8 protein-coding genes and 1 tRNA gene are annotated in these 13,421 nt (G+C 37.7%); 8 read left to right on the top strand and 1 reads right to left on the bottom strand.

What is annotated here, in order from left to right; all coding sequences use genetic code 11:
- Positions 1–58: 58 nt before the first annotated feature.
- Both AADJ06_RS04795 and AADJ06_RS04790 read left to right on the top strand, forming a co-directional pair.
- Positions 59–1,684 (top strand): hypothetical protein, encoded by a 1,626-nt coding sequence (locus AADJ06_RS04795; RefSeq protein WP_341225264.1) that lies wholly within the window; start codon positions 59–61, stop codon positions 1,682–1,684.
- A gap of 45 nt (positions 1,685–1,729) precedes the next feature.
- Entirely contained in the window at positions 1,730–3,682 is a 1,953-nt protein-coding gene (locus AADJ06_RS04790; protein ID WP_341225651.1) for a plastocyanin/azurin family copper-binding protein, read from the top strand.
- 449 nt (positions 3,683–4,131) lie between these two features.
- On the opposite strand, the gene AADJ06_RS04785 is transcribed toward AADJ06_RS04790, so the two are convergent.
- Positions 4,132–4,980: a phytanoyl-CoA dioxygenase family protein gene (locus AADJ06_RS04785; protein WP_341225263.1), complete on the bottom strand. Its 849-nt coding sequence runs from the start codon at positions 4,978–4,980 to the stop codon at positions 4,132–4,134.
- Between the two features lie 288 nt (positions 4,981–5,268).
- On the opposite strand from AADJ06_RS04785, the gene AADJ06_RS04780 reads away from it, so the two are divergent.
- From AADJ06_RS04780 to AADJ06_RS04755, 6 genes are all read left to right on the top strand, one after another.
- Positions 5,269–5,913 (top strand): ABC transporter ATP-binding protein, encoded by a 645-nt coding sequence (locus AADJ06_RS04780; RefSeq protein WP_341225262.1) that lies wholly within the window; start codon positions 5,269–5,271, stop codon positions 5,911–5,913.
- Positions 5,914–6,544: 631 nt separating this feature from the next.
- Positions 6,545–7,639, top strand: a complete 1,095-nt coding sequence (locus AADJ06_RS04775; protein ID WP_341225261.1) for a hypothetical protein — start codon at positions 6,545–6,547, stop codon at positions 7,637–7,639.
- Complete coding sequence (locus AADJ06_RS04770; protein WP_341225260.1) at positions 7,636–9,018, top strand: TlpA disulfide reductase family protein; 1,383 nt, start codon at positions 7,636–7,638, stop codon at positions 9,016–9,018. The genes AADJ06_RS04775 and AADJ06_RS04770 overlap by 4 nt, the downstream gene beginning before the upstream one ends.
- Positions 9,019–9,039: 21 nt before the next feature.
- Positions 9,040–9,495 carry a C40 family peptidase gene (locus AADJ06_RS04765; RefSeq protein WP_341225259.1) on the top strand — a complete coding sequence of 152 codons (456 nt, stop codon included), beginning with the start codon at positions 9,040–9,042 and terminating at the stop codon, positions 9,493–9,495.
- 311 nt (positions 9,496–9,806) lie between these two features.
- Positions 9,807–12,950, top strand: a complete 3,144-nt coding sequence (locus tag AADJ06_RS04760; protein ID WP_341225258.1) for a DPP IV N-terminal domain-containing protein — start codon at positions 9,807–9,809, stop codon at positions 12,948–12,950.
- 137 nt (positions 12,951–13,087) lie between these two features.
- A tRNA-Ala gene (locus AADJ06_RS04755) sits at positions 13,088–13,161 on the top strand.
- The last annotated feature ends 260 nt before the right edge of the window (positions 13,162–13,421 follow it).

The following is a 13,421-nucleotide window of genomic DNA, read 5'->3' as shown; positions in this document are numbered from 1 at the left end:
CAAAAATAGAAATCTCGAATAGACTTCTATAAATTTGAACGAATTAATCCTATTTTATATGAAACTATCCTTTTGGAAGCTACTCTTCTTCTTGCTTCCTGTACTGAGCTTACAAGCTCAAGACTTCCCATTAACCCCCTTTCAAAGCTCAGATTGGGTAAAACCATGGAAGGAAGCCCAAAATCTAAGTATCCACCCTTTTGAAGACAAAATTGACATCACTAATGGCAAGGGCGTTCTTTATTCTTTGGGAAGTGGCAGCATGACCTCCAAAAAGAAATTTAGCTCCTTTAAATTAGAATTTGAGTTTTTGCAATCGCAAAGCACAGACGCGACGCTTATTATTCAAAATGCTTTAGTTATTAGCTTAGGGAATGGGTCAGGAGAGCAAATGGGCACTATTAAAAGTGGACTGGGAGATTTAAAGCCTTCTCAAAATGTCTCTAAAGAAACTGGCCTTTGGCAAAAAGTAGAATTGGTTTACAATTCTCACGATACAAATTCAGGCCTTTTAGAAAGGCTAGTGATTAACGGAGTTACTGTTTCCGAAAACTATTTTCTAAATGATGCAAAGGCAATGGAATCACCATTAAGTATTAACTTAGTAAAAGGTACTATGGCCATAAGAAATATGGCTTATACTACATTGAAATCTAAGTCACCGATAAGTGTGTCTAACCTGAAGTATAAAATAGAAGACTCGCAAAATTCTAATAATAGTTCTGCCCTTAGCGGTACATCAGAAACTATGACATTCAATGTTCCACATGATTTCAAAAGGTTTGTTATAACCTATACAGGCACCTTGAAAGTGTCAGAAAAAGACCTTTATGCCTTTACTGTAGATTACCAAGGTAAAGGAAAATTTAAGATTGATGGCGAAGAAGTAGCCGGCTCGGATAACATTGTTTTTAGAATTCCAGAAACGAAAGTAATAGAGTTAGAAGCTGGAAATCACAGTTTTGAATATGAATATGAAAGAGTTTGGTGGTCTCCAGGTTTCGGGCTTTTTGTCTCTGGCGTGGATTTTAAGCCATATCCACTTCATGATGCTAAAAACTTACCTGTAAATAAACCAGTTGGTGGCATTTATCTTCATACGGATGCCGCTAAGGCTAAAACAGTGCGTTCTTTTGTGAATTTTGACGGTAAAAAGAGAACGAAAGCTATTTCGGTGGGTACCCCTCAAAAAAGACATTATTCCCTTGATTTGGAAAACGGTTCGCTCCTCTATGTTTGGAAAGGTGATTTTGCGGATGTAACCGAAATGTGGTATCAAAGAGGAGAGCCACAAATACTGCAAGCATTGGGTCAAAGTGTTAAACTATCTGGTAAACCTAGTTTCTTTCAAAAGGAGAACGACGACTTTAAACTGGAAGAGTATTTTTTAGACAATAAAGGCATTCCAACTTATCTTTTTTCTTTAAACGGGTCCGCCGTAAGTCAGAAATTGGAGCCTGTCAAAAACGGAATGGAAGTTTCTCTATCTGCCGATAAAAAGGATATCAAGTATTTACTGGCAGAAGCCAGAACTATTGAGAAATTAAGTGATACCTTATTTAGGACAGACGAATATTATATTGAATTGTCGTCCGCTACTGCAGTAAAAATAGAGCAGAAAGGCGAGGTACAACGGCTCATAGGGAGTGCACAAGAAATAGAATCATACACTTTAATCTGGTAAAAAATGAAATTAAAATTTAGAAATATAGCCGTTTTTAGTGCTTTGATGTTCTTGGGAGCTAAATCTATTCATGCTCAAGGAGATGTAAAAACGGAAGACGATTATTACAGAATAATTACACTGCCAATTCCTGAAGGAGTAGAGCTAGAAGTGGGAGGAATGACTGTCTTAAATGATGGCCGCTTGGGTGTTTCTACTAGGAGAGGGGAAGTTTGGCTGATAAGCAACCCTTATATGTATGGTAATTCTAGGCCTACTTATAAGAAATTTGCCGAAGGGCTACATGAGCCTTTGGGAATACAATATTTGGATGATAAGTTTTGGGTAACACAGCGTGGCGAGGTAACGCATTTAGAAGATGTAGACGGCGACCAAGAAGCGGATGTTTTTAGGTCATTTTATCAATGGCCACTTTCGGGCAACTATCATCAATATTCGTATGGCCCCGTTTTGATGAAAGACGGTAAGAAGCTTTTTACCTTAAATCTAGACTGGATAGGGCATGGTTCTTCTCAGTCAAAATGGAGAGGTTGGATGATTTCTCTTGATGACGATGGTAACATGGAGCCTTTTGCTTCTGGTTTACGCTCTCCGGCGGGTTATATGGTCAACAACGAGGGCGATGTATTTTATGCAGAAAACCAAGGAGACTGGGTGGGTTCTGGAAGAATGACACATTTAGAGAAAGGAGATTTTGCAGGAAATCCAGAAAGCTTGATTTGGTCTGGTGAGCCAAATTCTCCTGTTAAACTAACACCAGAAGATATTCCTGATACTGGTGAGCCACTATTTGATGTAGCTCAGGGCGTACCTGGAATAAAGCCTCCTGCAGTTTGGTTTCCGCATACATTGATGGGTATTTCCACGTCAGACATAGTCCAAGATACTTCAAACGGCAAGTTTGGGCCTTTTGAAGGACAATACTTTGTAGGCGACCAAGGACATTCTAAAATAATGAGAGTGGCCATGGAAAAAGTAAATGGTGTGTATCAAGGTGCATGTTTTCCTTTTAGAGAAGGTTTTCAATCGGGTATTTTAAGAATGCAATGGGGTTTAGATAATTCTATGTTTGTGGGTCAAACCAGCAGAGGATGGTCTGCAACTGGTAGAGACAAATTTGGCGTACAAAGAATGGAGTGGACGGGAGCAATTCCATTCGAAATTAAGTCTATCAAGTCTGCCTCCGACGGATTTATTTTAGAATTTACGGAAGAAATTAGCGAAGAAGAAGCATTAAAAGTCTCCTCCTATGATATTCAAAGTTTTAACTATAAGTATCACCACAATTACGGTAGCCCTATTATAAATCAAAGAGAGGTTAAGATAAGCGGACTATCACTTTCTGAAGATGGAAAGTCTGTTCATATAGCAGTAGATTCTATGAGGTTAGGCTACATTTTTGGTATTACTACAGACGGTATAAGAACCACCGCTGGAGAAGAACTTCTCCATAACATTGGCTATTTTACCTTGAATTCTATTAATAAAGAGGTTGAGGCTTTAGACCTAGACCTTTATGCAGTTCAAGAAGAAATGAATCATGACCAACATAAAATGGACATGAGCGATACGCCAGAAGTGATTTCAGCTAAGCGAGTAGTAGAAATGCCAGAAAGCTGGAACGGAAAAGCCGATGTAACCATTACGATTGGCACTGTCCCAGGACTGAAGTTTGATAAAACCAAATTTCAAGTAAAAGCAGGAAGCAAAGTGAAAATGGTTTTCAATAACAATGACGACATGCTTCACAATTTGGTTATAGTAAAACCAAATACCGTCAATGAAGTAGGGCAGGCAGCACTAACACTAGGTTTAAAAGGACCAGAAATGGGCTATGTACCAGAGTCTGACAATGTGCTTTTCCATACAGGAATCACGCAGCCAGAAAGCACCGAAAGCATCTATTTCACCGCCCCAAAAGAAAAAGGGGATTACATTTTTGTATGCACCTTCCCTGGGCATTATACGGTGATGCAGGGAATTTTGAGGGTGAGATGATATTTTAATATTGAATACTAAAAAAGGCTGTCTCAAAAATAGGAGACGGCCTTTGCCTATTGCCATCTCGGATATCATTTGGATATTTTATCTAAAAAACCATCTTCCAAATATTTGTGCTCATTGATTATATCGTTTTATAGCAGCACAGCTTGGCCGTAAGGAAATTTTACTTAAAAGAACTCCAGTAAGGCTGGCTTATGAGTAGGTTATAATTGTTTTGGACCTGTTCAATACCATTTTTTGCGTTTGTTCTCGAGTAATTCAATTCTTAGAATAGAGAAGTCTATTCCAGACAAAATAGCCCTTGTTAATAACTCTACTACCTTTCTTTCGTCTATTTCACCCCAGCCATTTGGCTTCCCTTCTGTCGTATGATTTCTTGCTATTTTCAGCGGCCAAATAAAATAGGATTAGTTTCAGTATTTAAATTTTGCCAAAGCCTTTTCTTAAGCATTGTCTTTAAAAAGCCTAAACTCTAAAGCTACTCTTGTTTTATCTTCCTCATTGTTAATTGCAAGACCGTGAATAAGGTGACTCGAAAAAATTAAAACTTGCCCACTTTGTACATTGGATCTTATGAAGCTATTGTCGCCTCCCCAAGATTTAATCATTCTTACTCTATATTTATTTCCTTCCATCATACCTCCATCAAATGTTCTGTTGATGAGCTTTTCATTTATTTTATGACTTTTAGGAGCCAATGGAAGAGATGATTTATTGGTAACACCAGCAATAGGAATCCAGAAATTCACGAACTGCGGGATATTTGAATCACTATCAACCCCTTCGTAAATATCCTTATGAGGTGGATTATAATCGTTGGACTGAGGTCTGTTAATTCGTACTATTATATGAAGCTTCTTTTTGTTAGAAGGATCCACATCTGTTAGGTTAAAGCCTAGTTTATCCCCTAAACGGCTAATTAATTGTGTAATTGGAAATTTGAAATCTTCTTCAAATAAATCTCGTGTCTTAGAAACAATTTTAAAATGGCTAGCATCATCTTTTACAAAGTAATGGTAGTTTTCAAGATTAAAATTCTCTGGAACTATAGAAAGCTCTTTTTTTATAATGTCTTCTATGCTTGTAATTAATCCGGTTTTAAGGTCAGAAAACTCATTTTCATTTAATAAGTCCACTTCCGTAAAACCTTCATCATACCATGGCTGTCCAAAAGTGATATCTGAATCTACTTTTGAAAGCACTTCGTCTTCACCAAATTGAAGAATAGGGGAACCTTCAATTGAGACCGTATAATTATTTCCATTAATTTGATATTCTATATCTTTCGCCATTTATTTCATTTTTATTTTAATATAAATGTACTCACTTAAAATATAAAAGGAAGTGTCAGAAATGATATTTAATATGACGTCAATTTTTCTATGCTAGTAAAATCCATGGCATGATGCTGTTCAACAGACTAGAACCTGTTTTTCTGAATTCTATATATAGAAATTTTCAGACCGAAGCTATGCTCTGTAATTGAAGAGTTTTGTTGGCATTATTATCAAAACCACAAGGAGTTTATGGAATACTACGAGCCTTAAAGCATTGTTATCTGGTATTTCATATTTTTACACATGCTCCAAATAAAAAACTTCAGAAAGGAATATCAAGGTCACTTGATTCTTGATATTCCTTTTTTACATATTCCTGCAGGTGTTACTTGGTTTCAGGGTGTAAATGGCTCAGGAAAATCGACCTTCTTTAAGGCCATTTCAGGCATCATACCCTTTGATGGCGAAGTCGTTTTTGACGAAAAACTAGATTTACAAAAGGACCCCATAGCGTTCCGAAAAATCATTAATTACAGCTTCGCAGAACCTCGTTTTCCTGATTATTTGTCAGGGAAAGAGATTATAGATTACTATAAGAGCATATATAAGACAGATAAAGGCGAAATAGAAGAGCTGATAGAAGTTTTCGGTGTAGCAAGCTTTTACAAAACACCCATTTCGACGTATTCGAGCGGAATGCTAAAGAAAGTTAGTTTGATAGCGGCATTGATAGGCCAAGCAAAAATCCTAGCCCTAGATGAGCCATTAACCACCATCGATAAAGAATCACAAGAGAAATTACTAGCCATTCTAGCAAAAAAGGTTGGCCAAGGAATAAATATTCTAATAGCCTCTCACCACAACCTACCAGAAAGCGACTTAATGGTAGAATACCGATTCATGGTAGAAAATCAAACAATTAAAAGTCAAATAGAGTATAAAAAATGAGACAATTCCTTATTACCAAAATACTGTTTAAAGCACGATGAAAATCCCAACAATTTCAAAAATTTTAATTCTCTTTTAAGTGCAATGGGATTTTAATTGTGTGAGTTTATTTTGGTACAAGGTTTTTGGTTCGGTCCGACGCCTCGGGTTTTTGCCAAAAGAAAAAGTATGCGGGCACGCCTAGTGCAGCCTGGCAAAGGCAGCGAAGTAAAAACTATTTGTAGAAATAAGAAAAATATACATAAAGAAACGTTTGTCATGATTTTGGCAAAATCCAAAATCCCGCCAAACAAAAATATATTTCAATGGTTTAACAAGGGGTTTCATCCCTTGCTATTAACATATCGCTCCTATGGAACTAAAACCTTTTAAATTTTAAAATAAAAAAGAAGATAATTCCTAATCGCCAAAATACTGTTTAAAGCATGATTAAAATTCCATTATTTCTAAAGAAAGACAACATATCCCGATAATTGGAATTTTCATTGTGCAAGTTTATTTTGGTAAAAGCTTTTGGTTACTTTTTGCTACAAAAAAGTAATGCCTGTCCGGCAGGACTGCGGAAGAAAATGACCTTCCAAAGAGCTATAAAAGGTAAACTAGAAACGCAAGAAATCGAAACAAAAAACATTTGATACTAATTAAAACCATATTAAAACAATACTACAAACAAAACATAGGCTTCTACCTATTCATTTTGTTGGTGGCCTTTGGTTTCTTGAGAGGAACAGAGCATGTAGCTTTTGCCAAACTCTTTATGGGAAATGCGATTTTGTTACTTTGGGCAAGTCTTTTCTGGTTAATGCATGTGCTGAAAACAAGCCTATTCTTCCATAGAACCTTAAAACTCCCCGAATACGCTTTTTTGCAAGATTTTACACTATTTCCGAAGGCCAAACAAGTCTTTGAATTATTGGTTTTACAACTAAACCTGAACGCTCCATTTATAGCTTATTCAGCTTTTATGATTTCGGTGGCTATTCAAGAAGAAAAGGTGATGGGAATTGCCTTTACAGTAACCATAAACCTTTATTTACTGGTTCTGCCTGTCGCTTTAAAATTCTACCGACTTCATCATTTTAGTTTCGATTTTAAGGTTGATGCTTTAGCACGCAGTAGAAGTCTATTTCCGAATTGGTCATTTTTATACTATTTGAGGCATTTACTTAATAAGCAAGCTATCTTATTTTTCAGTACTAAGGTTTACGGACTTTTCTTCATCATTGGCGGAGCTAAACTCTATTTTACCGACGAATATGACGAACGCCTACTCTTTATCTGTATCCTGTTGATGGTGGCTGGTCAATTCCCCTTAGGGAAGGAATTTGGTGTTTTTTCGGCGAATAATACGCTTTTTGAAAGAAATATGCCTTTTAATATTCCCAATCTCCTAAAACAAAGAACCTTAACAGCATTAACATTGATACTGATTGACTCCGTATTTCTTGTCTATTATTGGTTTGATAAAATTGCCGTGATTCATATCATTTCCTCTTTGATTTTTGTTTGGAGCAGTATGCTCTTTTGGCTTACCTATAATTATGCTCCACGGGCTTTTGAAGATGCTCACTTGAAGAGAATCTACTTTACGGCCATCGCCGTTTTCATCTTAATCATGTGTAAGGTGCCTATCTTAGTTTTCGGTATTGTCATTTCTGCACTATCTTGGAGGATATTAAAACGTAATTACTTTACTTTTGAGTTTACGCCCATAGATACCAAATGAGATTTTTATCCATTCTACTACTTTTATCATCCTTTGCTGCAAATGCACAAGAGCTTTTCAAGCTAAAAGGGAAAATTCAAAATCCTACCGAAGACAAGCTTGTAATAACACTCTACCGCAATTGGGTAGAAGAACCGGAGGATTATAACCTGTTTTTAGACAGTACCAATCAATTCTCTTTTGAGGCTTCTTTGGATGACATGGCCTACCTAGACATTAATTATGGCCTAAATGGCGTCCTTTTTCAGATAATTGAACCGGGCGATGATATTTTCTTGGATGTAGATGCCGTAGACTTTTACGAGTCTTTTTTACCAGCGGGCAAGGGAAGTGAAAAATGGCTGTATTATTTGAGCCACCGCAAAAGATTTGAACTAGTTACCGACGCTGAAAGAGATTTATTCAAATACATAAAAGACGGCCCAGAGGTTTATGGCGGAAAATTAAAAGCTCTTAGAAAACAACAGCTAGCCCTTTTAGATGAATTTAGGAGAAATGTATCCGAAGATTTCTTTAGGCTACGCCGAGCCGATATCACGGGTAGGATAGACCAATACTATTTAGATTATCTCATTTCTAATGACATGCTAAACATGGTTATGAATAATTTTGAGACCAAAACCATCAACCCGAAACTACAAGACAAGTCCTTTGAATACGGGTTTTTCGTAGAAAGTCTGCTAGAAGCTTATAAAGCGAGTGTGGGTACCATAGACGAAGAAGGAGTACTGGATGATTATACCTTTTTAAAGTATGCTTTCACGCGTGATTTGATAGGAAAACCTATTGCCGAAAGGTTGATAGCTCATAAACTAAGTGGCGATTTAGATATTAATGGCTATACGAACGATAGCGAAACGGCCATTCGTAATTTCTCAGAATTTGCTAAAAATGAGCAGTACTTAAGTTTTCTAAACACCAAGCTAGCCATGATAAAAGGTAAAGCTTTGGGCGAAGCCGCACCTAATTTTACCCTGCTTGATACGGAAGGGCAAGCTTTTTCGTTAAAAGATTTCAGAGGGAAAAAGCTATTGATAGTCTTTTGGGCGTCTTGGTGTGAGCCATGCCTTAAAGACCTCACATATTTGCCCATTATCAGCAACTACTTTAAAAACGCTAAGAATTTAAACATCTTGAATATCGCTATTGATACGCCAGAAGACTTTGCAAGCGTGGTTTCTAAAGGAGAAAACGCCAGTAAGTCAGGTAGGGCAAACCCAAATAGCGAGTTTTTGAAAGCTTACGGTATTCATACCGTGCCAAGCTATTTGCTGATAGACGAAAATGGAAATTGGCTAGAAGACCAGCTTATTGAACCTTCCTTTGACGAAGGAAGAGGTTTAATAAAGCAAATGGAGACCATTTTCTCTGAGAATTAGAATTACATAAAACGTGCTGTCTTGAAAAAAACATTTTTACTATTCGCATTATTAAGTGCCACCATAAGTTATGGCCAAACAAACTATTCACCGAGAATTTTCGTAAAAGAATGTAAGAAATACAAAGGAACGCCTTACAAGTTTGGCGGAAATGACAAACGTGGAATTGATTGTTCTGGGGTGATTCACAATGCTTTCAGCAGTTTGGACGTTTCTTTTCCTAGAGTTTCTTATCAGCAGGCGGAAGTTTTTAGAACCATTAAACTAAGAAAAGCCAGAAAGGGTGATTTACTCTACTTTAAAACAGCCGGAAGCAGAATTAATCATACTGGTGTGGTGATTAAGAAAAGAGGTAGCAGGAAGTTAATGTTTCTACATGCTTCTAGTTCTGGTGGAGTACGAATTGATAACCTAAAATCTGACTACTGGAATGCAAGATTTGTGAAAATAACCCGACCTATAGAATATTCTAGATGAATTTAAGCAACCAATTAAGGTTAAATTTCATTTATAGTACTGTAATCCAAGGATTCGAGGAAAAGTATAAAAATAATGAATTCGTAATAAAGCCCTGTACTGTTTGAGCACGGTCAAAATTCAATTTCTAATTAACTGATAAGTAATTAGAATTTTGAGTGTGTGAGTTTACAGGGTGATGTTTTTTTTCGCTTCGCTTTTTTTTCGCAAAAAAAATGAAGTCCCGACCGGAAGGTCAGCCAAATAAAAAGGTCGGAGAAATTGGTAGAATTCGACATTTTATATCTTATTTAAGAACCTATTAAAAAGGAATGAATAAAAGATTAAAAATATTAATAACCACTTTTCTATGTGTTTTAAGCATGCCTACGGTATTTGCTCAATCGCAGTATTTTGGTCAAAATAAACCGCGTTATAAGAAAATAGATTTCCGAGTATTGGAAAGTCCGCATTACGAACTCTATCATTACTTTGAAGATAAGGAGCAGGCAGACAAACTGATGATTGATTCGGAACACTGGTATAAACTGCATCAAGAGGTTTTCAAATTGGCGTTTATTACGCCCAATCCTCTTATTATTTACAAAAATCATCCTGATTTTCAAGAAACTACTGCTATTGGCGGTCAAATAGGAGAGGGAACTGGCGGAGTTACAGAAGGCCTTCGAAATAGGGTAGTGATGCCCATGATGTACACGCACAGGCAAACAGACCATGTTCTAGGACATGAGTTGGTACACGCTTTTCAGTATAAAACTATGACCTATGGGTCAGATTCCACCTCATTGGCTAATATTGGCAACTTACCGCTCTTTATGGTAGAAGGTTTGGCTGAATATATGTCAATAGGGCGTGAAGACTCTCACACAGCTATGTGGATGCGTGATGCCGTTGAAAGTGACGACATTCCAACCATTGAAGATTTAGTAACAAAACAATATAAATATTTCCCGTACCGCTGGGGACAGGCTTTTTGGGCTTATGTGACTGCCACTTATGGCGATGATATTATTCGCCCGTTATTTAAAGAAACTGCTCTTTATGGTATACAGGCAGCATTTAAAAGGTCTTTTAGCATGGATTTGGACAGATTCTCTGCCAAGTTTAAGCAATCACTCATTGACTCTTACACACCTTTAAAGGAAGGTACAGAAACAGGAGCAAGAGGATTAGTATTGGCCTCTGAAGAAACAGGAAGTGAAATGAATGTTTCGCCCACTATCAGCCCTGACGGCAAGTACATTGCCTATATTTCTTCTAAAAATGTGCTGTCTTTAGACATTTACATAGCAGACGCAGAAACGGGTAAAATCGTTAAAAAGATTTCGTCTAACTCTTTTGCTGGGCATGTGGACTCCTATAGTTTTATAGAAACCGCGGGAACATGGTCGCCAGACAGCAAGCACTTGGCCATTGTAGTGCAGTCAAAAGGAAAGAACAAACTCAGTATTATCAATACCGCCAACGGCAGCAAAAAGACCTACCCAATAAAAGGCGTAGATGCATTTACAAACCCCACTTGGTCGCCTGACGGCAATTCTGTGGTAGTATCTGGTTTGGTAGAAGGTGTTTCGGATTTGTATCAGTTCAATCTAAAGTCAAAAGAAGTAGAAAACCTGACAAACGACGTGTTTTCAGACATTCAACCGAGTTGGTCTGCGGATGGAAAGTACATCTACTTTGTAACAGACAGAGAAGGTGGCTATGCCAGACTTGAAAAAGCCAATCTTTCTATTAGCCGTTATGATGTAGCCAGCAAGGAAGTAGAAAACCTGAACATCTTACGCGGAGCAGATAATTTTAATCCTGCCGCCGACCCAACAGGAGAAAACATCGTTTTCTTGTCTGACAGAGATGGCTACAGAAACCTTTACAAGTATAATTTGGATAGTCAAGAACTAATAAAACTGACCAACTACTACACAGGCGTAAGCGGAATCACCATGTTTTCGCCAGCATTAAGCATGGCTTCAGAAACGGGTGACATAGCTTATAGCTACTTTTTAAACGGTGCTTACAGCATAGTAAAAGCCAAATCAACAGATTTACTTTCAGAACCGATTGACAATACCGTTGACAAAATAGCGGGCCGTTTAGCACCCTTCGACTGGAAAGACGGAAGAGATTTGGTACAAAACAATTTGAACAAGCAAGGCCTAGTTTCTAGAACTAGAACCAGCTCGCTTTTAGTGAAAAAATATAACCCAAGGTTCAAACTAGACTATTTGGCTAATTCAGGCTTAGGAGTGTCTGCATCGCGTTTTGGAACTGGCTTAGGTGGTGGTATTACGGCATTGTTCAGTGATATGCTAAACAATAACCAATTATCAGGCACTGTAGCCTTAAACGGCGAAATACAGGATTTTGGTGGACAAATATTCTATCTAAATCAAAAGAACCCTTTACAGTTTGGTGCTTCTGTTTCTCATATTCCTTATCAGTTTTTAGTGGGTTATGATACGGAGATTATTGATACACTCGGTTCGGTTGGGCAAATTGATTATTTCAATGCTATTCAAAGCCAGCAAATAGCCAGAATCTTTATTGACGATTTATCTTTATTTGCCTTTAGGCCATTAAGCAAAACCAAGAGAATAGAAATAGGGGCGTCTACCAGTTTCTATTCTGCCAGCGTACGCGAGTACCCTAGCTATGCAAGAATTGGCTTAGACCCATCGGGCTATTTATTTGATTACATTTCTTACGGCCAAGACAGACCAAGAAAGCTAGAACGCTCCGAATACCCAGAAAACTTCCAGTTTGAGCGATTTAACCTGAATAAGGTTTATGGTGCTTTTGTGAGTGATAATACTACTTTTGGTACCGTAGCACCACTAAATGGACACAGATATAGATTAGAAGTAGGTCAATACTTTGGTTCTACTAATTTTACAGAAGTGCTGGTAGATGCCAGAAAATATCTCTTTTTAAAACCATTTACGCTAGCAGCCAAATTCCAGTATAATGCACGTTTAAATCCTACCAACCTTGAGCTTTTAAACCAAATTAACCCTCTTTACTTGGGTTACCCTTGGTATATGCATGGTTTTTACTCCGGTGCTTTCCAAAAACAACAAGCCTCTGGCTATATAACCCAGGAAGCACTTTCTGGGGAACAACTGGCCGTAGCTAATTTTGAGGTGAGACTACCTTTTACAGGCCCAGAGCAAATAGCCTTAATACCCTTTAATTTCCTTCCTTCTGACCTGAATTTCTTTGTGGATGCAGGTATGGTTTGGTCGGCAGATAAGAAGATTGGTGGGGTAGAAGAGTACCCAAGTTTTGGTGACTCCTCCATTGAGTTCAAAAGAGACCCAATCATCACTACAGGCCTTAGTTTAAGAATAAACGTACTGGGTTATTTAATCTTAGAACCATACTTTGCCCTGCCTTTTTATAATGGCGGCAAAAAACCTGTGGTTACGGGAGTAAACTTTATGATACCAGGCTGGTAATTTTAAAACTTCTCTTATATTTGCCGCTGTGTTAGGAATTAGTTCTTCCGCTAGCCAAAGAGGAGTAGATTTTTGACATTTTTTTGGGATTAGCTCTCCCGATAGCTATCGGGAGGCAGAGCGTTTGACATTTTTTAGGGGGATTAGCTCAGTTGGCTAGAGCGTTTGACTGGCAGTCAAAAGGTCGCAGGTTCGATTCCTGTATCCTCCACATTAGAGTAAGTATTTCACTTGCTCTTTTTTTATGCACTAGAACGCAGTCAAAAGTTCGCAGCACTCGGCGTGCCCGTTCTATTCCTGTATCTTCTACTTTAGGCTCAATTCTTATGAATTGAGCCTTTTTTATGCCGTAAGGTCAAAAACTACAGATAAACAATTGTCTCTAAATACTGTCCTTAGCAGTTCTAGCCATTACCGAATAATAAATACTTCTAGCCTTATTGCGATAGTTTTTACATCTTCACAATCTTT

Source organism: uncultured Arcticibacterium sp., assembly GCF_964021845.1.
Lineage (GTDB): Bacteria > Bacteroidota > Bacteroidia > Cytophagales > Spirosomataceae > Arcticibacterium.
This window is presented reverse-complemented; position numbering and strand designations above follow the sequence as displayed.

Excerpts from the sequence above, each read along its gene's own strand:
- AADJ06_RS04795 (WP_341225264.1), top strand. The coding sequence starts at position 59 with ATGAAACTATCCTTTTGGAAGCTACTCTTCTTCTTGCTTCCTGTACTG.
- AADJ06_RS04790 (WP_341225651.1), top strand. The coding sequence starts at position 1,730 with ATGTTCTTGGGAGCTAAATCTATTCATGCTCAAGGAGATGTAAAAACG.
- AADJ06_RS04785 (WP_341225263.1), bottom strand. The coding sequence starts at position 4,980 with ATGGCGAAAGATATAGAATATCAAATTAATGGAAATAATTATACGGTC.
- AADJ06_RS04780 (WP_341225262.1), top strand. The coding sequence starts at position 5,269 with ATGCTCCAAATAAAAAACTTCAGAAAGGAATATCAAGGTCACTTGATT.
- AADJ06_RS04770 (WP_341225260.1), top strand. The coding sequence starts at position 7,636 with ATGAGATTTTTATCCATTCTACTACTTTTATCATCCTTTGCTGCAAAT.
- AADJ06_RS04760 (WP_341225258.1), top strand. The coding sequence starts at position 9,807 with ATGAATAAAAGATTAAAAATATTAATAACCACTTTTCTATGTGTTTTA.